16 protein-coding genes and 1 pseudogene are annotated in these 18,547 nt (G+C 66.4%); 13 read left to right on the top strand and 4 right to left on the bottom strand.

The genetic code is table 11. From position 1 onward, the window contains the following. A partial coding sequence (locus MKL01_RS04590) for a peptide ABC transporter substrate-binding protein (protein ID WP_243904045.1) occupies positions 1-1,426 on the bottom strand: 1,426 nt, incomplete at its 3' end. A 176-nt stretch (positions 1,427-1,602) separates the two neighbouring features. Here MKL01_RS04590 and MKL01_RS04585 point away from each other — a divergent pair. The 6 genes from MKL01_RS04585 to argC all read left to right on the top strand — a co-directional run bounded on the left by MKL01_RS04585 (position 1,603) and on the right by argC (position 7,473). After that, positions 1,603-3,021: a M20 family metallopeptidase gene (locus tag MKL01_RS04585; protein ID WP_243904044.1), complete on the top strand. Its 1,419-nt coding sequence runs from the start codon at positions 1,603-1,605 to the stop codon at positions 3,019-3,021. A gap of 190 nt (positions 3,022-3,211) precedes the next feature. Further along, positions 3,212-4,546: a nucleotide sugar dehydrogenase gene (locus tag MKL01_RS04580; protein WP_243904047.1), complete on the top strand. Its 1,335-nt coding sequence runs from the start codon at positions 3,212-3,214 to the stop codon at positions 4,544-4,546. A 32-nt stretch (positions 4,547-4,578) separates the two neighbouring features. Continuing rightward, positions 4,579-5,196 (top strand): CoA-binding protein, encoded by a 618-nt coding sequence (locus MKL01_RS04575; RefSeq protein ID WP_243904043.1) that lies wholly within the window; start codon positions 4,579-4,581, stop codon positions 5,194-5,196. Positions 5,197-5,408: 212 nt separating this feature from the next. Next, positions 5,409-5,870, top strand: a complete 462-nt coding sequence (rplM, locus tag MKL01_RS04570; RefSeq protein ID WP_007565855.1) for a 50S ribosomal protein L13 — start codon at positions 5,409-5,411, stop codon at positions 5,868-5,870. A 2-nt stretch (positions 5,871-5,872) separates the two neighbouring features. Next, positions 5,873-6,358: a 30S ribosomal protein S9 gene (rpsI, locus tag MKL01_RS04565; RefSeq protein ID WP_243904042.1), complete on the top strand. Its 486-nt coding sequence runs from the start codon at positions 5,873-5,875 to the stop codon at positions 6,356-6,358. A gap of 164 nt (positions 6,359-6,522) precedes the next feature. Next, positions 6,523-7,473 (top strand): N-acetyl-gamma-glutamyl-phosphate reductase, encoded by a 951-nt coding sequence (gene argC / locus MKL01_RS04560; RefSeq protein ID WP_243904046.1) that lies wholly within the window; start codon positions 6,523-6,525, stop codon positions 7,471-7,473. A gap of 20 nt (positions 7,474-7,493) precedes the next feature. Here the strand turns inward: argC and MKL01_RS04555 are convergent, their stop codons facing one another. Continuing rightward, positions 7,494-8,093, bottom strand: coding sequence for an acyltransferase (locus tag MKL01_RS04555; protein ID WP_243904041.1), 600 nt, complete (start codon positions 8,091-8,093; stop codon positions 7,494-7,496). A 351-nt stretch (positions 8,094-8,444) separates the two neighbouring features. Here MKL01_RS04555 and MKL01_RS04550 point away from each other — a divergent pair, with 351 nt between their 5' ends. After that, positions 8,445-9,821 (top strand): discoidin domain-containing protein, encoded by a 1,377-nt coding sequence (locus MKL01_RS04550; RefSeq protein ID WP_243904040.1) that lies wholly within the window; start codon positions 8,445-8,447, stop codon positions 9,819-9,821. A 651-nt stretch (positions 9,822-10,472) separates the two neighbouring features. On the opposite strand, the gene MKL01_RS04545 is transcribed toward MKL01_RS04550, so the two are convergent. After that, a complete protein-coding gene (locus MKL01_RS04545; RefSeq protein ID WP_243904039.1) occupies positions 10,473-12,506 on the bottom strand; it encodes a hypothetical protein in 2,034 nt (677 codons plus the stop codon). A 520-nt stretch (positions 12,507-13,026) separates the two neighbouring features. Beyond that, positions 13,027-13,873: pseudogene (locus MKL01_RS04540) on the bottom strand (IS5 family transposase); the annotation flags it as partial. A gap of 219 nt (positions 13,874-14,092) precedes the next feature. On the opposite strand from MKL01_RS04540, the gene MKL01_RS04535 reads away from it, so the two are divergent. The 6 genes from MKL01_RS04535 (at position 14,093) to MKL01_RS04510 (ending at position 18,539) form a co-directional block, all read left to right on the top strand. After that, on the top strand, positions 14,093-14,842 hold the full coding sequence (locus tag MKL01_RS04535) for a glycosyltransferase family 2 protein (RefSeq protein WP_243904038.1): 750 nt from the start codon (positions 14,093-14,095) through the stop codon (positions 14,840-14,842). After that, positions 14,839-15,447 carry a hypothetical protein gene (locus MKL01_RS04530; RefSeq protein ID WP_243904037.1) on the top strand — a complete coding sequence of 203 codons (609 nt, stop codon included), beginning with the start codon at positions 14,839-14,841 and terminating at the stop codon, positions 15,445-15,447. Before MKL01_RS04535 ends, MKL01_RS04530 begins: the two co-directional genes overlap by 4 nt. Further along, positions 15,444-16,073, top strand: coding sequence for an HAD family hydrolase (locus MKL01_RS04525; protein WP_243904036.1), 630 nt, complete (start codon positions 15,444-15,446; stop codon positions 16,071-16,073). Before MKL01_RS04530 ends, MKL01_RS04525 begins: the two co-directional genes overlap by 4 nt. Next, positions 16,070-16,801, top strand: coding sequence for a glycosyltransferase family 2 protein (locus MKL01_RS04520; RefSeq protein ID WP_243904035.1), 732 nt, complete (start codon positions 16,070-16,072; stop codon positions 16,799-16,801). Before MKL01_RS04525 ends, MKL01_RS04520 begins: the two co-directional genes overlap by 4 nt. Further along, positions 16,798-17,118 carry a cupin domain-containing protein gene (locus MKL01_RS04515; RefSeq protein WP_243904034.1) on the top strand — a complete coding sequence of 107 codons (321 nt, stop codon included), beginning with the start codon at positions 16,798-16,800 and terminating at the stop codon, positions 17,116-17,118. Before MKL01_RS04520 ends, MKL01_RS04515 begins: the two co-directional genes overlap by 4 nt. 176 nt (positions 17,119-17,294) lie before the next feature. After that, a complete protein-coding gene (locus MKL01_RS04510; protein ID WP_243904033.1) occupies positions 17,295-18,539 on the top strand; it encodes a discoidin domain-containing protein in 1,245 nt (414 codons plus the stop codon). Positions 18,540-18,547 lie beyond the last annotated feature (8 nt).

Raw genomic sequence — 18,547 nt, 5'->3', positions numbered from 1 at the left:
AGGTGTCGGGGTTGGCCGGGTCGGAAGAGAAGAACACCGAGCCGGTGACCGATTTCAGCTCGATCTCGATGCCGGCCTTGGCGGCCGCCTGCTTGATGATCGCCTGGGTCTTCTGGCGCGGGGCGTTGATCGAGGTCTGGAAGACGAGCTTGAGCTTCTTGCCGTCCTTCGCCCGGATCCCGTCCGAGCCCTTTGTCCAGCCGGCCTCGTCGAGGAGCGCGTTGGCCTTGGCCGGGTCGAAGGCGAATGTCGTGGTCTTCGAGACGAAGCGCTCCGGGCCGTTGACCGTGTTGGCGGTGGCCCTGCCGGTGCGGCCGTAGATGTAGGTCTCGATCGCCTTGCGGTCGACCAGCAGGTTCATCGCCTGGCAGACCTTCGGGTCGGAGAAGGCGGGGTGCTTGGTGGTGATCGAGGCGCGCTCGCCGTCGACCTCGACGTTCGGGTCGGTGGCGTTGAGGAGCAGGAATTCCAGCTTGCCGCCGTAGACCACGTCGACCCGGCCCTTGCCGCCGGTCTCCAGGCGCTTGAGCACCTCGTCCTCGATCAGCATGTTCCAGGCGTAGTCGTACTCGCCGGTCTGGAGCACGGCGCGGGCGGCCGAGACCGCGTCGCCGCCGCCCTTCATCTCGACGGTGTCGAAGTAGGGCCGGTTCGGCAGGTGGTAGTCCGGGTTGCGCTCCCCGCGGACGATGTCGCCGGGGCGGAACTCTACGAACCGGTACGGGCCGGTGCCCACGGGGGCGAGGTTCTGGGGCGCATCGCGGGATTTCGCGCCGCTATAGGGGCCGAACAGGTGCTTCGGCAGCACCATCCCGACGATGCCCACGAAGGCGTCGCACCAGTAGGGCGTCGGCTTGTCGAACAGGACCCGGACGCTCAGATCGTCGATCTTCTCGACCTTGCAATCCTTGTAGGAGCCGATCGTCACCGCCGCGGTGGCGGGGTCTCGGGCGTAGTCCCAGGTGAAGACGAGGTCGTCGGCGGTGAGGGGCTTGCCGTCGTGCCACTTTACCCCGGGCTTGAGGGTCCAGACCACCGAGCGGCCGTCCGCGGCGAGCCCGCCGTTCTCCCGGGACGGGATCGCGGCGGCGAGCACGGGCGTCAGGTTGCCGTCCGGGTCCCAGGCGGCGAGCGGCTCGTAGAAGATCCGCGAGGCGTCCTGGTCCTTGGTGCCGACCGCGAAATGCGGGTTGATCAGGGTCGGCGCCTGCCACCAGAGGAGCTTGAGCGCGCCGCCGCCGCCGGCCTTGGTCGGCGTGTAGCCGGCCCGGATGTCGGCCGCCATGGCCATGCCGTTCCCGGCCAGCATCAGCCCGGCCATGGGCGCGGTGAGGCCCAGGGCCACCATCCGCTGCACGAAGGCGCGCCGCGACAGGCGGCCGTCCTTCACCCGCCCGATGAGGCCGCGCAGATCCCGCTCGTCCATGTACGCATTCCCGTTGACTGCCGCGAGCGGCACAGCATCATTGCGGGAGCGGCCTTGGCAAGGGGCGGGCCAGTGACGGTTCAACCGAAACGTGTCGCCGCCGGCGTGATCCCTGTGGTTTCCTGGCCCCGGCCCTGCAACAGGACGGCCGGCACGCCTTCTCGGAGACCCCGCCCATGGACAACCGCAACGCCGTGTGGCGCCACGTCGACGCGCACAGGGAGCGGCTGATCGCCCTGTCCGAGCGCGTCTGGGGCATGCCGGAGGTCTGCTACACGGAGGAACGCTCCTGCGCCGAGCACGTCGCCGAGCTGCGCCATCAGGGCTTCCGGGTCACCGAGCGGGTCGCCGGCATCCCCACCGCCGTGATCGGCGAGGCCGGGGAGGGCGGCCCGGTGATCGCGTTCCTGGGCGAGTACGACGCGCTGCCCGGCCTGTCGCAGGAGGCGGGGGTCGCCGAGCACCGGCCGGTCGAGGCGGGGGGCCACGGCCACGGCTGCGGCCACAACCTGCTGGGCTCGGCCGCCCTGCTCGCCGCCACCGCCGTCAAGGACTGGCTCGCCGAGACCGGCACGCCCGGCCGGGTGCGCTACTACGGCTGCCCGGCCGAGGAGGGCGGAGCCGCCAAGGCCTTCATGGTCCGGGCCGGCGCCTTCGCGGATGCCGACATCGCGATCTCCTGGCACCCCGGCAGCTTCTGGGAGGTGGCGCCGCCGGTGGCGCTCGCCAACACGCGGGCGGATTTCGTCTTCACCGGGCGCACCGCCCACGCGGCGGCATCCCCCCATCTCGGGCGCTCGGCGCTGGACGCCGTCGAGCTGATGAGCGTCGGCGTGAACTACATGCGCGAGCACATGCCCTCGGACGCGCGGGTGCATTACGCCTATCTCGACGCCGGCGGCATCGCCCCGAACGTCGTCCAGGCGCGGGCGGCGGTGCGCTACTCGATCCGGGCCCGGGACCTCCCGGGGATGCTGGCGCTGGTCGAGCGGGTGAAGAAGATCGCCGAGGGCGCCGCCCTGATGACCGAGACCGCGGTCGAGGTGCGGATCGTCAGCGCGGTGTCGAACCTCCTGGGCAACGATCCGCTGGAGCGGGCGCTCCACGGGGTGATGGAGGAACTCGGGCCGCCGCATTTCGACGCCGCCGACCGGGACTTCGCCGGGCGGATCCGGGCGACCCTCACCGACGGCGACATCGATGCCGTGTTCCGCGCCATCGGGATGCCGCGCACCGAGGCGCCGCTCGCCGACTTCCTCGTGCCCCTCGACGCGCCGCGCAACCCGGCGGTCGGCTCCACCGACGTCGGCGACGTGAGCTGGGTAGTGCCCACCGTCCAGGCCCACGCGCCGACGGTGGCGGTGGGCACGCCGTTCCACACCTGGCAGGTGGTGGCGCAGGGCAAGACCCCGGCGGCCCACAAGGCGATGGTGCAGGTCGCCAAGGCGATGGCCGCCACCGGCGCCCTGGCGCTCACCGATGCGGGCCTGCGCGAAGCCGCCAGGGCGGACCTCGCCCGCCGGGTCGGGGCCGCCGGCTACGTCTCGCCGCTGCCGCCGGAGGTGGAGCCGCCGCTGCGGATGTCGCTGGGCTGAGGGTGCTCAGCCCCATCGACGGACGAGGGCCGCGGCCGGCCCCCGAAGCGTTTCCCGCCCCCTCTGCGGGGGCGGGAGGGCGCGCCCTCAGATGGGCCACGTGGCCTCCCGGCTCACCCGAGCATACCGGAACCCGCCGAGAGCGCGTATGACCCGATTCGGGCGGCCCGCGTCCGGCACGGCATCACCGATGGAAGCCAACCCCGAACCAGGACCCCACCCCGAACCAGGACCCCACGTGGCGGACTGCGTGGCCATCGTCGGCCTGGGCTATGTCGGGCTCCCGCTCGCCCTGGCGTTCGGGCAGAGCCTGCGCACGATCGGCTTCGAGCGCGCGCCCGCCAAGGTCGCGGCCTACCGGGACGGGATCGACCCGGCCGGCGAGATCGAACCGGCGGCGTTCCGGGCGGCCCGGCACCTGTCGATCACCGACGACCCGACCCGGCTGGCGGAGGCCGACGTGATCGTCATCACGGTCCCGACCCCGGTCGATGCCGCCCAGAGCCCGGATTTCAGCCTGCTCACCGAGGCCTCCGCGCTGGTCGGGCGGCACATGCGGCCCGGCGCCACCGTGGTGTTCGAGTCCACGGTCTATCCCGGCGCCACCGAGGAGGTCTGCATCCCCGTCCTGGAGCGGCATTCCGGCCTGCGCTGGAAGGCCGACTTCTTCGTCGGCTACTCGCCGGAGCGGATCAATCCCGGCGACCGGGAGCACAGCCTCGCCAGGGTGGTGAAGATCGTCTCGGGGGATACGCCCGCGACCCTGGAGCGGCTCCAGGCCCTCTACGGGACGATCATCGAGGCGGGCATCCACACCGCCGCGTCGATCCGCGTGGCGGAGGCCGCCAAGGTCATCGAGAACACGCAGCGCGACCTGAACATCGCGCTCATGAACGAGCTGTCGGTGATCTTCGACAAGCTCGGCCTCGACACCCAGGAGGTGCTGGCGGCGGCCGGGACGAAGTGGAACTTCCTGCCGTTCCGACCGGGCCTCGTCGGCGGCCACTGCATCGGGGTCGACCCCTACTACCTCACCCACAAGGCCGCGATGATCGGCTACCACCCGCAGGTGATCCTGGCGGGGCGGCGCATCAACGACAGCATGGCGGCCCACGTCGCCCGCGGGACGGTGAAGCGGATCGTCCGGCAGGGCGGCAGCGCCCGGGGCGCGACGGTCATCGTGCTCGGCCTGACCTTCAAGGAGAATTGCGCGGACCTGCGCAACTCCAAGGTCGCCGACCTCGTCCGCGAGCTGACGGAGTTCGGCTGCGCGGTCTCGGTCCACGATCCCCGCGCCAGCACGGCCGAGGCCCGGGCCGAGCACAACCTCGACCTCGTCGACTGGGCCGACCTGCCCGGGGATGCGGACGCCCTGGTGATCGCGGTTCCCCACCGGGACTATGCCGCCCTGTCGCCGCAGGACCTCGCCGCCCGGCTGAAGCCCGGGGGCCTGGTGGTGGATGTGAAGGCGCTCCACGACCGGGCGGCCTTCGAGGGGCTGGGCTTCGAGGTCTGGCGGCTGTAGCGCAGGCCGGCAAGCGGAGGACGAGGCACGCCATGGACGAGACGGGCGACGATACCGGGGCTGCCGCGCCCATCGGCGATCGGGGGGAGGGCGCGGACCGACACGCCCGCTACCCCGACGCGCGGATCCGCGCGATCCTGAACGACACACGGACGATCGCGCTGGTGGGGGCCTCGGCCAACCCCGCCCGGCCGAGCTGGATCGTGCTGAAATACCTCCTCGACCGGGGCTACGCGGTGAGCCCGGTCAATCCGGGGCTCGCCGGGCAGGAGCTGCTCGGGCGCCGGGTCGCGGCGACCCTCGCCGAGGTGCAGGCGTCCCTGGGCGACCAGCCGATCGACATGGTCGAGATCTTCCGCAACGCCGCGGCCGCCGGCGCGCTGGTGGACGAGGCCCTGGCCCTCTCGCCCCTGCCGAAGGTGATCTGGATGCAGCTCGGCGTGCGCGACGACGCGGCCGCCGCCCGGGCGGAGGCGCGGGGGCTCACGGTGATCATGAACCGCTGCCCGAAGATCGAGTATGGCCGCCTCTCGGGGGAGATCGGCTGGGCCGGGGTGAATTCCCGCATCCTGTCCGCGAGGAAGCCGGTGCTGGCCGCGCGCGGGTTCCAGAAGCTCACCATCGCGGCGCGGGACCGGCCGCGCCAGTGATTGCGGTATCCCGATACCGCATCCGATAACCCGTTCACCGGGCTTGCGTTTCCGACATCTTCCATTTCGTTGTTGACCGGGCGGCCGGGTCCCGCTATGCACCGGCCGTCGCCGCCGCGTGTCCGCACGCGGCGGCTCGTTTTTCGGCACCCCGCTGCTGCCGGCGCCCCGACCCGTCGGGGCCGGCCGCGTCGGAACCCTGGGAAGTCACCATGAAGACCACCTCGCTGAAACCCGCCGAGGTCGACAAGAAGTGGATCGTGATCGACGCCGAGGGCCTCGTCGTCGGCCGCCTCGCGTCGATCGTGGCGATGCGCCTGCGCGGCAAGCACAAGGCCGCCTACACGCCCCACGTCGATTGCGGTGACCACGTGATCGTCGTCAACGCCGACAAGGTGAAGTTCACCGGCCGCAAGTACGTCCAGAAGCGCTACTATTACCACACCGGCTATCCGGGCGGCATCAAGGAGCGCACGGCCAAGTTCATCCTCGAGGGCCGCTTCCCCGAGCGCGTGGTCGAGAAGGCCGTGGAGCGCATGCTGCCGCGCGGCCCGCTCTTCCGCCAGATCCTCGGCAACCTCCGCGTCTACAAGGGCGCCGAGCACCCGCACGTGGCCCAGCAGCCGCAGGCGCTCGACGTCGGCGCCCTCAACCGCAAGAACGTGAGCGCTTGATCATGGCGACCCTGCAGTCCCTCGCCGACCTCAACCGGGCGAATACCGGCGCGGTCGACCCCGCCAACGAGGCCCCCGTCCACGTCCAGAAGCTGGACGCGCAAGGCCGGGCCTACGCCACCGGCAAGCGCAAGGACGCGGTCGCCCGCGTCTGGATCAAGCCCGGCAACGGCACGGTGACGATCAACAAGCGCCCGGTGGAGATCTACTTCGCCCGGCCGGTGCTGCGGATGATCCTGCGCCAGCCGCTGGAGATCGCCAACCGCATCGACCAGTACGACATCACCGTCACGGTGGCGGGCGGCGGCCTCTCCGGCCAGGCCGGCGCGGTGCGCCACGGCCTCTCGAAGGCGCTGACCTATTACGAGCCGGAGCTGCGCGCGCCGCTCAAGCGCGAGGGCTTCCTCACCCGCGACGCCCGCGTGGTCGAGCGCAAGAAGTACGGCCGCAAGAAGGCCCGCCGCAGCTTCCAGTTCTCGAAGCGCTGAGTTTCGGTCACACCGATGTCACGGAGGGGGCGGTTCCTGCGGGGGCCGCCCTTTCGCGTTTCCGAAGGTCCGGCCGGCCGTTGACAGGGTATCGCACCGCGCGCACCTGACGTCCGGCCGCGAAGCCCGCGCCGGGCGGCAGAGCGTAACGAGCGAGACGGATGATGGCTGGCGAAGGCGGAACGAGGCCCACCGTGTTCATCGACGGCGAGGCCGGCACCACCGGCCTCGGCATCCGCGAGCGCCTGGAGCGCGACGGCCGGGTCGCCCTGCGCAGCATCGCGCCCGAGCACCGCAAGGACCCGCAGGCCAAGCGCGCGCTGCTCGCCGAGGTCGACCTCGTCGTGCTCTGCCTGCCGGACGAGGCCGCCAGGGAGACGGTGGCGCTCGCCGACAGCCTGCCCGGCGGCGGCCCCCGGATCCTCGACGCCAGCACCGCCCACCGGGTCGCCTCCGGCTGGACCTACGGCTTTCCGGAGATGACCCGGGCGCAGGGCGCCGCGATCGCCCGCGCCCGCCGGGTGGCCAATCCCGGCTGCTACCCGACCGGCGGCATCGCGCTGCTGCGCCCCCTGGTGGAGGGCGGGCTGATCCCGGCGGATCACCCGATCAGCGTCAACGCGGTGAGCGGCTACAGCGGCGGCGGGAAGAGCATGATCGAGGCCTACGAGCAGGGCACGGCGCCCCCGTTCCAGCTCTACGGCCTCGGCTTCGCCCACAAGCACGTGCCGGAGTTGCAGCGCTTCAGCGGACTGACCCGCCGGCCGATCTTCGTGCCGTCGGTGGGCAATTTCCGGCAGGGCATGCTGGTGAGCGTTCCGCTCCACCTCGACGCGCTGCCGGGCCGGCCCGCGGCCGCCGACCTGGAGGCCGCCCTGCGCGACTGGTATGCCGGCCAGCCGCTGGTGCAGGTGGTGGCGGGCGCCGCCACCGGGGCGCATCGCGAGACGATCGAGCCGGAGGGACTCAACGACACCGACCGGTTGGAATTGCGGGTGTTCGGTGCGGCCGAGCACGGGCAGGCGGTGCTCGTGGCGCGGCTGGACAACCTGGGCAAGGGCGCCTCGGGGGCGGCGGTGCAGAACCTCGGGCTGATGCTCGGGCTCGACGGCTGAGGCCCCCGCCGGCGGCGCGATCAGATGAGGTCGGTCCGCCACGTGACGCCGGTGCGGACCACCTTCGCCGGCACCCCGGCCGCCATCACGTTGGACGGGATGGTGCCGCGCACCAGCGAATGCGCGCCGATGAAGGATCCGTCGCCGATCGTCGTGCCCTTGAGCACGGTCGACCGCGCACCGATCCAGACCCGATGACCGATCAGGATCGGCCGCGCCGGGTTGATGCGCGCGCCGGTTTCCAGGTCGATCACGGAATGCATGTCGCTGACCGAGACCGTCACCTCGTCGGCGATCAGGCAGTTGTGGCCGAAGGTGATCTCGGCCGCTTCATGCGCCGAGATCTGCGCGTTCCCGACGAAGGACGTGAACTCGGCCACGATCAATTTGGTCGGCGCGACGATGTGCATCCGGGCCTTTGCCAACCGTACATGGTCGCCGACATGGACGGCCGCGTCGGACCCGCAGTGAAGATAGATGTCATCACTATTGGAATGTTTTCCAATAATTACATGATTGTTGCTGCGTTCGAAAAAGATGGTCCCATTCTGAGTTTCGAGAAAGTCATCCGAGGTATCGATTTGGTTGTTACGGCCGAGGTCGACGATCTTGATGGGCATGCTCGTTCGGTCTTATCCGGCAGGGGCAAGCGAAAGCAACATTTGCAACATCGCCCTCGACCACAGGTGTGGCTGGCTCGCGAATATCGCATCGACCCGTACAGCTTGTCCATGTGGCAACGAACACGATCAAGCCCGGAATATCCGAGTGCGGCCTCTCGACCGAGGTATCAGGCTGCCGTAGGGACTGCGCGGGTGCGTGAGGTAGCGGTCCTGTTCAGGTATTGCGGATCGACACGCGTCGCCGACGGGTTCGTGGCGCCGCGCCACGGAGCGCGGGGTCGATGCGCCTGAACCGTTGGCGGTTCGCGAACGAGGGACGCCGGGGTGGAAAGAGACGGAACACGACGGATGGCTGGCGGACAGAACACTTATCGGGATCGGGTTGAGCTTGGCCATAGCGGCGCTTGGTCGACAGTCCAACAGCAGATTGATCTGCCCTCTGAAAGGCCCGCAACCGATACGTGGTTGCAGGTCGACCTCGGCCTCCGCTTTCCGATCCATTCCATTCAGATCGACGAATCGGACGGCTTCGTCGGGCAGATCTCCTTCTCCGATGATGGCGAGACGTGGTCACACCCGGACGTTACCAAACACATCGAGAGCGCGTCCGCGCTGTCGATCGAGGTGGTTCCGGGTGAGGCGAGTTGGACGCGTCACGTCCGTTTCCCCACCGACGGCGCCCTAAACCTTGATCCAGGCAAGGTTAGAATCTGGAGCGAGCGAGCCGTCGTCGATTTGATCGTGATGCGCAAACTCCTGCGTGTCGATTTTGACATCGTGACCGAGGGTCCGGGTCTCGATGTCTATCGAGCGTATCGGCTTCGGAGCAATCCGGAGCAGAGCGGCCTTTCGCTCGTGGGGATCGATCTTTATGAGAACGGTGCCTTCGGAAATTTCATTATCCAATGCCTGCTTGCGATCGGAATTTGTAGAGCGCACAAGCTGAAGTATATCAAATTTTCGATAATGGATAGGAGCGAAGTGCTCGACATAACCGAACCACGCGAGATCGGAGGTATCACCTTCATACCAGCACGGGATCCGCTTCCCACCGATGGATATTTTTTGTCGGGCATGTTCTTTGACGTTAAGATTCAGAAACTGGCCGGCGAACTTGAACAAGCTGAGTCTCGTCATATTCTGACCAACTACATCCGGCCACTGTTCAACCGACTTCCCTCACAGTTCACCGAAAAGCCCGGCGATCAACTCCTCATCCACATCCGATCGGGTGATATCTTCAGCACATGGGTAGCGCCGCATTACCCGCAGCCGCCGCTGGCCTTCTACAAGATGGTTATACGGCGCCTTTTAGATGAAAAACGGATCTCCTCCATCAAGATGGTCTTCGAAAATCGTCTCAATCCCGTTATCGCAGAGCTGGAAGCTCATATATTGGAACTCGGCATCCCTCTGACGACGCAGAGTGGGACGCTGGCGGATGACGTCGCTGCGCTGGTGAACGGCCGCTACTTAGTCTTCGGCCTCGGAACCTTCGGGCCCGGCGTCTGCCACCTATCCGACCATGTCGAACAAGTGTTCTTCTTCGCCTCAGGCTGGCCCCAGCATTTCCGAGGCATCCCCACCATCGGGAAGATTACCGAGGTCCTTGATGTTGCGGGCGACTACACGAAAGTTGGCGAATGGGATAATTCCCCTGCACGTCGGCAGCTGATGATCGACTATCCGGTCGAGAAGCTTGCATTTGACGACGAATACCGATGACGCGCGGAGATAACCTAAACGCCAGTTCGGCCCCGAAGCCCGCACTGAGTGATGCGACCAACCCGTACCCGAATCGCACGCGACCTAAGCGAAAGGTGAGCCTGTATCCGACCATCGGCTAACGGATATGTGGCATGGGTAATCGTACCCGCTTCGCCCGCAGCCGCTGATCAGGCGCACGGCTGGGGCTCTCGGCGAACCCGGACGCGTCCGACCGTCTTTGTGAACCCAGCGCGTCCCACTCGTTGTATTTGGCGCTCCGTCGGCGGCGAATATCGATGGGTGCCGATCCGACGGAGGATCGCAGGGAAACCAGATCCGTAATCGTGTGCGGCCTAATCGCCGTCTGGGGTTGCGCCCGCGTAGCCAGATGGAACGAGCGATGTCGAACTTCAACAAGCTGATCGAGATCCTCAAGGCATCAGAAGGCGAAGAGGCTGTGCTCCCCCGGTGCATCGACTGCGGCCGGACGAGGGGCTTGAGGAAGCTGTGGCGGGCATGAGTCCGGGGCCGGATCGGATCTTGGTTACAGAGATCGCTCCCGAGCGTCACGACGGCTGATCTGCGCCAAACTGGTGCTTTCTTCCGCCTGAGTGCGGGCACTTTCGCGTCGATGATGACGGCGGGCTTTGCCGGGCAATCTTAGGCGGCTCACATCACGGCGGCGGGCGTGATAGCCGCCAAGATTTTGTCCTTTAGCCGTGGGTCGCCGAGTTCTTGCGCATCAGCGATGAGACTCGGGCGGATGGTCTCCGCGTTCAGGCTGCCGCGAAAGATGTTCCAGCCCACCACCCACCGGGAAACGGTGAAGGTCTTGACTCCGCCCTCGAAGAGAACAGTGCGTAGCATGCGATGCGGATATAACCTGCGCTTATATAAATCATGCCCGGCGAGACTGCCATCGAAAATAGATCGAGTTTTGTCGAGAATCCCTACCACGACTTCTGCCGCTCGCCTGTCGCAGAGAATGTAGCGGTCCCCTACGCCCTCGACGACTTGTGCGTAGAAGTCCTCATCGACGGCCGCCCAGTTTGTTTGATCGCTCAATTGCTGATAGACTGAAGCGAGGGAGCCCTGCAGGTCGCACAGGTCAGGTCTTATGAATAAGACGTGCGTAGCCTCGCCCTGCTCGCGATCGACCTGGTTCAGCATGTCTCCGACCGCACCAATTCTTGTAATCATCCTTCCTTGATTTAGAAGATGTGGGTCCGCCTCGCATGAATTCGAGATATCATTTCCTAACGCTGCCATGAATTCTTCATCGGTGGCTACAATCGAGTAAAGCTTGCTTGACAGCATCGCTTGCAGAGATGAGAGATCGATCTCCGTCCGCACATTGTTACCGCCGATGATTTGTCTCACCGAACGGGGACATAGAGACGCGGCATCCTCAATCGTGCAACAGCCAAAATCCTTCAAGGCCCTCAACACCTCCGCTGGCAGGAAGCCAGCGATCACATCGATATGATCGGTCAGGAGGAAAGTCTTCGCGCCGGTCCTCTGCCAAGTCGACAGGCCGAAGGTGATCTTTAGATCGCCGCAATGGGTCGTGAAATCCTGCAGGATCCAATCGCGGATGGCGGACAAGGTCTTATCGGCGAAACGCATCTGGCCGAAAAAGGCGACGAAAAGGTGCCTTCGGCGCCGGTTCAGATTGATAGGCGCAACCTCTTGAACTAGTCGCCTTCTAAATCTGCTCTCAATTTCCAGATTCTGAAGTTGGGCATCCCGCCAGATCCAATTCAGGTGATCCCCGGATAGTTTTTCCGGTTCGAAATCTTGGTTACGATATGTGTCAGCAGAGACGTTCTGTGGCGCCATCCTGCCCTTCAGATACATCGGGTGTTGCATCGCGCGCGGCATGCTGCCTTGAGCCCGCTCAAGTTCCGCCGCTTGCCGGTCAAAGCCGAATGAGATGAGGAAAAAATATGTGATCGCAAAACATTCTGCAGACGCACTGAATTGCACACGCGTTAAGGCATCTGCTACCTCCGATAGAGGAACGCTCAGGGCGTGCTGGTTCGAGAGCGCGTACAGGACGGAGTAGAGAACGTTCGGATCCGATTCGATACCGATGTAATTGATGAACGCTTCTAGATCAAAGGTCGCATAATAAGTTGGCATTTCTACGATGCATTTGACCGAACAGATTCTCCATATATCGGTCAGCACGGGATCATGCCGTATGGCCGAAAAACTGAGTTCCCTGAACCGAGCGAGCGTGAACGAGGCCGATCCGGTCTTGGCGTGGTAGAATAGCTCCATGAGCTTGACGTCCGGTCGTGACCGGACTGCCTGTGTCGCGTGGCTCAGTACATACTCGACGACCTCGTTGCTGGTCTCAGGGTAGAGGTTTAGGCGAAGGATGAGCGACGCTATCTCGGCGTCCTGCTGGAAGAGGCTGTAGGCGAAGGCCAGCCTCTCCAGTCCAGCCGCGCTCAGCCCCGCCTTGAACTGACGAGACAGTTCGCGGCTCAGCGCCGTGGCGATCTTCGCCGTCAGACCCGCGGGAAGCACTGAGAGAAGAGTGGACAGTAATTTCCGGGCGATCTTCCAACCGGGCGCTCGCGCAACGGTAAGGATGGCAGCGGCGCAGCCGACAGCGATGCGGGTTTCCAATCGTTCGCGCATATGATCCGATGCCCTCGCACGTGAGCGGATGTCCAGCCGGCCGACGTCGCTCAAGCCGTGCACGCTCGCGGCAGGCGCGATGCCTCCGCACAGTCGAGCCACGGCTGCACAGGTGCTCCGGCCGCGTCCGCATCTGGGTAGACCCAACCGCAGGATGCGCGTTCATGCTGTGCGGATATGTGCGCCGGCGACCTGCAAAGCCCCGCAGGACCCGGTCGCGCCGGAGGCCCCGAAGGGAGCCCTGCGCGCCCATCGCTCAACGTGCGTCCCAGATACGGGAACATCGGCGATCCCCACGCCTGCGTGGCGGTCGCCACCGGCGCCGAACGATATGCCTGCAGCCTCATGCAACCGATATTCGGGCCACCGCTCAAACCGGGGGGCTTCTGACACAGGAGGTTCAATCTGCCTAATAGTTTCCCCGGCGACCGCCGGCCCGAACGTCGAAGCCCTTTGATCGCGCGGTCGCTGTGCGGTCGGAGCGACGCGTCGGGTCCGGTCCCGTCGGGCAGGGCTGGCCGTACGACCCGGCCCACCCGGGTCCATCTAGGGCGTGTCTGCAACGCCATTTGTGCCAGAGCATGCTCGTGCCGAGCGTGACCATAGCAAGGTAGTTGGAGGCTCGCTTCTCGTTGCGGGTGACGATGCGGCGATACTGCTTAAGCCGGTTGATCAGCTGCTCGACCCGATTGCACTCGCGATACGTGGCCTTGTCGAAGTCGGGCTGACGCGGCTGGTCCTTGCGGGTCGGGACGGCTGGCTCAATCCGGCGCTGCCTGAGGCGACGACTCGCCGGCGGACTGGAGTAGCCCGGTCCCCTGCCGTCCTACGAGGCCGCAGGCGCGCGCGGCCTCGCCCTTGCCGCGGCACCGCGCCCTTGTCCATAAGAGCGTCCAGCGCGACCTGCTCGTGCCGTTCGCCGACCGTCAGCACGGCCGCGATCGGCTTGCCGCCACCCTCAGCGCGCAGATGAAGCTTGGTCGATCCTTCGACAGGCTCAGGATGAGGACCCGCCCTGGCTGCGCCCGAGCGCTTCGCCGACGCCCTCGACCGTCCACACTCCCCGATGGCGCCGGACCGGCGTGCCCCGGCGGCGTGCTGGTGGGCGCGCACCACCGTGGCGTGCACAAAGTGCAGTTCCCAATCTAGGGGGCCGCGGGCATCAGCCTGCGCCTGCAGGCGCCGCAACACCCGGTCAAACACGCCGGCCTTGCTCCATCGGTAGAACCGGCTCGACACCGTTCCCACAGCACCATGGCGCGCCGGCAGATCCTCCCATAGTGCGCTGGTGCGCAGGATTCAGAGCATGCCGTTGAGCACTTGGCGGTGATCCTCCGCAGGCCGACCCGTGCGCGACCTCTTCGGAGGCAGCAGCGGGGCGATCCACCTCACTGCGCGTCAGTCAGTTCAAAGCGTCGCATCCCGGCCACATGGGGTCGATCCAGCAGCCTGTGAAGCATTTGCAGAGAGGCCCCAGTCATCGACGGCCGCCCATCGCGGCGGTTCGCTGGCGGTGATGCTTCTCGATACGGCGCTCGCCGACTTAGTTGAAGCGCGCTCAGCTTGTGCGCGAAGATCAGATCGCTTATGGCGCCCCGACGCACGGCGGATACCCATTGAGCGAAAGCGTCGACAGTCTCATGCTGAATATCGTGGTCCCGATGGCTGGGCGCGGCAGCCGGTTCGCGTCCGTCGGGTATGCGCAGCCTAAGCCTCTGATCCCGCTACACGACGTCCCGATGATCAAGGTCGTCGTCGATAATCTGCGGCCCACCCGTCCGCATCGTTTCATCTTTATTTGTCAACGCGAGCATGTGGCTGCTTACGACCTTGATCGCGAGCTGTCAGCCTGGGCTCCCGGCTGTGCTGTGGTACAGATCGACACCGTCACTGAAGGTGCCGCTTGTACGGTGTTGCTGGCCGAGCATCTTATCTCTGACGCCCCTCTGATGATCGCCAACAGTGATCAATACATCGATTACTCGATCGATCGTTATCTAGATCACGCCGATAGGCAGAGTCTGGATGGCCTGATCATGACGATGACGGCAACCAATCCAAAATGGTCGTTCGTCGGCTTGAACGATGATGGGCGCGTGACCCGCGTCGTCGAGAAGGAACCCATCTCGGACGAAGCGACCGTCGGGATCTATAATTTTCGCTCGGGACTCGATTTTGTCCGCGCCGCGAAGCGGATGATCGCGGCCGGCAAACGCGTCAACGGCGAGTTCTACGTCGCGCCCGTCTACGAGGAGCTGATCGAGGCGGGGGCACGAATCGGGATCGTGAATATCGGACGCGAAGCCGACGGGATGTACGGGCTCGGCACGCCGGCTGACCTGGATCTATTTTTGAGCCTTCCGATCTCAAGGAATGCTGTCGGGCCATGAAGATCATCAGCCATCGCGGCTGGTGGCATCAGCCCGAGGAGAAGAATTCCGCGTTGGCTTTTCAGCGCTCGGTCGCCGCCGGCTTCGGGACCGAGACCGACGTGCGCGACTGGGCGGGCCGGCTGGTCGTCTCGCATGATCCGCCGGAAGGCGATGCCCTGCCCTGGGACGCGGTGCTCGATCTGTTCGCCGGGGCCGGCCTGCCGCTCGCCGTCAACGTGAAGGCCGACGGGCTCGGGCCGGCCCTCGCGCGGTCCTTCGAGGGCCGTGGGATCGCCTGGTTCGCCTTCGACATGTCCGGCCCGGAGATGGTCCGGTACGCCCGCGCCGGCCTGCCGTTCTACACGCGGCACAGCGACGTCGAGCCCGATCCGATCCTGTACGATGCGGCGCTCGGGGTGTGGCTCGACGCCTTCGACGGCGACTGGTTCGGGCCATCCGTGATTGAGGCGCACCTCGCCGCCGGCAAGACAGTCTGCGTGGTCTCACCGGAACTGCACGGGCGCGACCCGCAGCCCGTCTGGAACTGGCTGATGAATCTGCCCGGCGACATCACGCTCTGCACGGACCACCCCGATCGCGCCAGCCAGATGCTCAGCCGATGATCCGGGCCGTCATCTTCGACATGGACGGCGTCCTGATCGATGCCAAGGAATGGCACTTCGAGGCGCTGAACCGCGCCCTCGGCCTGTTCGGGATGGAGATCAGCCGGACCGATCACCTCACGACCTTCGACGGGTTGCCGACTCGGCGCAAGCTCGAACTGCTCACCGCCACCGAGAACCTGCCGCGGGGCCTGCACGGCTTTCTCAACAGGCTGAAGCAATCCTACACTCTCGAGATCGTCAGCACGCGCTGCCGGCCAACCTTCGCCCATGAGTTCGCGCTGGCCCGGCTGAAGGCGCGGGGGGCGAAGCTCGCGGTGGCGTCCAACTCCGTCCGGGACTCCGTCACAATGATGATGGAGCGCGCCAACCTCACGCCGCACCTGGATCTGATGCTGTCGAATGAGGACGTGACCCACGCGAAGCCCGATCCCGAGATCTACCAGACCGCCATGGAGCGCCTCGGCGTGGCACCGGAGGAGACCCTGATCCTCGAGGACAACGAGCACGGCATCAAGGCGGCCCGGCAATCGGGGGCCCACCTGCTCATCGTCCAGACGCCGGCCGACGTGACGCTCGCGAACGTGGACCGGCGGATTTCCGAGATCGAGGCGGCGGCGCCATGAACATCCTGATCCTTGCCGCCGGCGCCAGCGCGCAGACCGACGACGACCCCTATCCGGTCTGGCTCTCCGAGGTCGACGGCCAGCTCATGCTGGAGCGGCAGATCCTGGCGCTCGCGCCGCTGGATCCCAACCGCTACATCGTCTGCGTTCGCGCCATCGACAACGCGCGGCACCATGTCCGGGACATCGTCCGCCTGATCTCGCCGAAGGCCGACACCGTCGAGATCAAGCGTCCGACCGCGGGGGCGGCCTGCACCGCCCTGCTGGCGGTCGATCAGATCCAGGCCGACGAGGAACTGATCATCCTGAACGCGACCGACCAGATCAGCGTCGACTTCGCCGAGATCGTCGATCGGTTTCGCGCGAGCGCCGCCGACGGCGGGGTGCTCACCTTCGACTCCCTGCACCCGCGCTACTCCTTCGTGCGCACCGATGCCGACGGGCATGTGATCGAGGTCGCGGAGAAGCGGCCGATCAGTCGGCAGGCCAATGCCGGCTTCTACTGGCTGCGCCGGGCGGGCGACTTCTTCGACGCCCTGCAGACGATGGTGCTGAAGGATGCCCACGTGAACGGCCTGTTCTACGTGGCCCCGGCGCTGAACGAGCTCATCCTCCGGCAGAAGGTCATCCGGACGATCGGACTCTCGAAGGATGCCTACAGGCCGATCAAGTCCCCGCGGCAGCTCAGCAACTACGAACACCTGACCGAAGGCGGATCCCCGACATGAAGCATCACCGTCTCGACGACATGAAAGGCGGCTGGTTCCTCGGCGACTTCAGCCCCTGCGCGGCGCGCAATTCGGACGCCGAAGTCGGCGTGAAGCGCTACGTGGCGGGAGCCCGCGAGGACAGGCACTTCCACAAGATCGCGACCGAGCTGACGGTCATCGTATCCGGCACGGTCCGGATGTTCGATCAGGTCTGGCAGGCCGGCGACATCATCACGGTGGAGCCGGGCGACGCGACGGCCTTCGAGGCGCTGACGGACGCGGTGACCGTGGTGGTGAAGACGCCCTCCGTTCCGTCCGACAAGTACCTCGCTTAGGACTCGGTTCGACGGTCCTGCTCGCGCGCAGGGCCGCGTGAGCGCGCAGGGACGAAGCCCTGGCGCGCCGAGCGCCCGGTCGCGCATCACGGGCTCGGGGGCGGCCGTCCGCCGCAACCTTGCCGAAGATGTGAAAGTCGGTGACAAGCCCTCAGCCGATCATCAGGAGGACCCCGTTGGCCAGGGAGGACGAGGCGTCCGAGGCATTGTGCGTCAACGCGTACGACACGCATCGCGCCGAGGTGCGGATGGGGCAGCGCCGCCGCCTGCGCGGACGCCACACGACGCTGGTCAGCTTCGCCGCGAAGTACCACTACGTCGAGAGCCAGCGCCGGTTGGCGGCGGCGGCGGCGACCACGGGCGACTTCGACACGGTCGAGAACTGGTCGCCCGACCGGCTGCGCCAGACGGCGTTCTACCGGGAGCACCGGGAGATCCTCGACCGCGCGCGCGGGGCCGGGAACTGGGCTTGGAAGCCCTACATCATCGCCGATGCCCTGGAGAAGCGCCGGGACGGCGACTTCATCGTCTTCAGCGACACCGGGATGCAGGCGGTGGGCGAGGATCCGCTGCCGCCGGTGGCGCCGCTCCTGACCTGGCTCGCCGGGTCCGAGCGCCGGGTCGCGGTCGGCGTGCTGCACGGGAAGCCGCAGCGGCTCTGGACCAAGCGCGACTGCTTCGTGCTCATGGACTGCGACGCGGAGCGCTACTGGAACGCCGACCAGATCCAGGCCTCTTGGATCGCCTTCATGGTCAGCCCGGCCACGCGCCATCTGGTCGCCGAGTGGCTGCGCTACGCGTGCGACGCCCGCGTCGTCACCGACATTCCCAACCAACTGGGCCAACCGGATTTCGACGGCTTCATCGACCATCGCTTCGATCAGAGCATCCTGTCGAACCTGATCTACAAGCTCGACTTGGAGATCCCGGCTTTGCGCGAGCCGTCGAAGCGGATCCGGACGTTGATCGACGAGTTCGAGCGGGACGCGTTGGTCTGGGCGCGCCCCTCGGAGAACATCGCGCTGGGCAAGACTTGGCGCGCCAGCTCCGCCTCGCCCTGGTCCGGCACAACGGGGGTCTACGGCGAGCGCACGACCGGCGACCCGTCGTTCTTCTTCCACACGGGCCTCGACAAGAACCCGTGGTTCGTCCTCGACCTCGGCGCGGTCGAGCGCGTCTCGGAGATCCGGATCTACAACCGCTGGGGCCAGCCCAGCGAGCGGGCGCAATTGCTGCGGGTCTGGCTGGGCGAGAGCGAGGACGCCTACCGCCTCGTCTTCGACGCCGTGGACGCCCATTGCCATCCCGGGCTGCCCCTACATCTGCGGTTCGACAACGCTCAGGTTCGCTACCTCAAGATCGATCTCGACGAGGAGCAGCACCTGCACCTCGACGGGATCGAGATCTTCGCGGCGCGCTGAGGCGGCCC

This window comes from Methylobacterium sp. J-070 (genome assembly GCF_022829385.1).
In the GTDB taxonomy this organism is placed as follows: domain Bacteria; phylum Pseudomonadota; class Alphaproteobacteria; order Rhizobiales; family Beijerinckiaceae; genus Methylobacterium.
This window is presented reverse-complemented; position numbering and strand designations above follow the sequence as displayed.

Coding starts and splice junctions, on each gene's coding strand:
- MKL01_RS04585 (WP_243904044.1), top strand. CDS start 1,603: ATGGACAACCGCAACGCCGTGTGGCGCCACGTCGACGCGCACAGGGAG.
- MKL01_RS04580 (WP_243904047.1), top strand. CDS start 3,212: ATGGAAGCCAACCCCGAACCAGGACCCCACCCCGAACCAGGACCCCAC.
- MKL01_RS04575 (WP_243904043.1), top strand. CDS start 4,579: ATGGACGAGACGGGCGACGATACCGGGGCTGCCGCGCCCATCGGCGAT.
- rplM (WP_007565855.1), top strand. CDS start 5,409: ATGAAGACCACCTCGCTGAAACCCGCCGAGGTCGACAAGAAGTGGATC.
- rpsI (WP_243904042.1), top strand. CDS start 5,873: ATGGCGACCCTGCAGTCCCTCGCCGACCTCAACCGGGCGAATACCGGC.
- argC (WP_243904046.1), top strand. CDS start 6,523: ATGGCTGGCGAAGGCGGAACGAGGCCCACCGTGTTCATCGACGGCGAG.
- MKL01_RS04555 (WP_243904041.1), bottom strand. CDS start 8,093: ATGCCCATCAAGATCGTCGACCTCGGCCGTAACAACCAAATCGATACC.
- MKL01_RS04550 (WP_243904040.1), top strand. CDS start 8,445: ATGGCTGGCGGACAGAACACTTATCGGGATCGGGTTGAGCTTGGCCAT.
- MKL01_RS04535 (WP_243904038.1), top strand. CDS start 14,093: ATGCTGAATATCGTGGTCCCGATGGCTGGGCGCGGCAGCCGGTTCGCG.
- MKL01_RS04530 (WP_243904037.1), top strand. CDS start 14,839: ATGAAGATCATCAGCCATCGCGGCTGGTGGCATCAGCCCGAGGAGAAG.
- MKL01_RS04525 (WP_243904036.1), top strand. CDS start 15,444: ATGATCCGGGCCGTCATCTTCGACATGGACGGCGTCCTGATCGATGCC.
- MKL01_RS04520 (WP_243904035.1), top strand. CDS start 16,070: ATGAACATCCTGATCCTTGCCGCCGGCGCCAGCGCGCAGACCGACGAC.
- MKL01_RS04515 (WP_243904034.1), top strand. CDS start 16,798: ATGAAGCATCACCGTCTCGACGACATGAAAGGCGGCTGGTTCCTCGGC.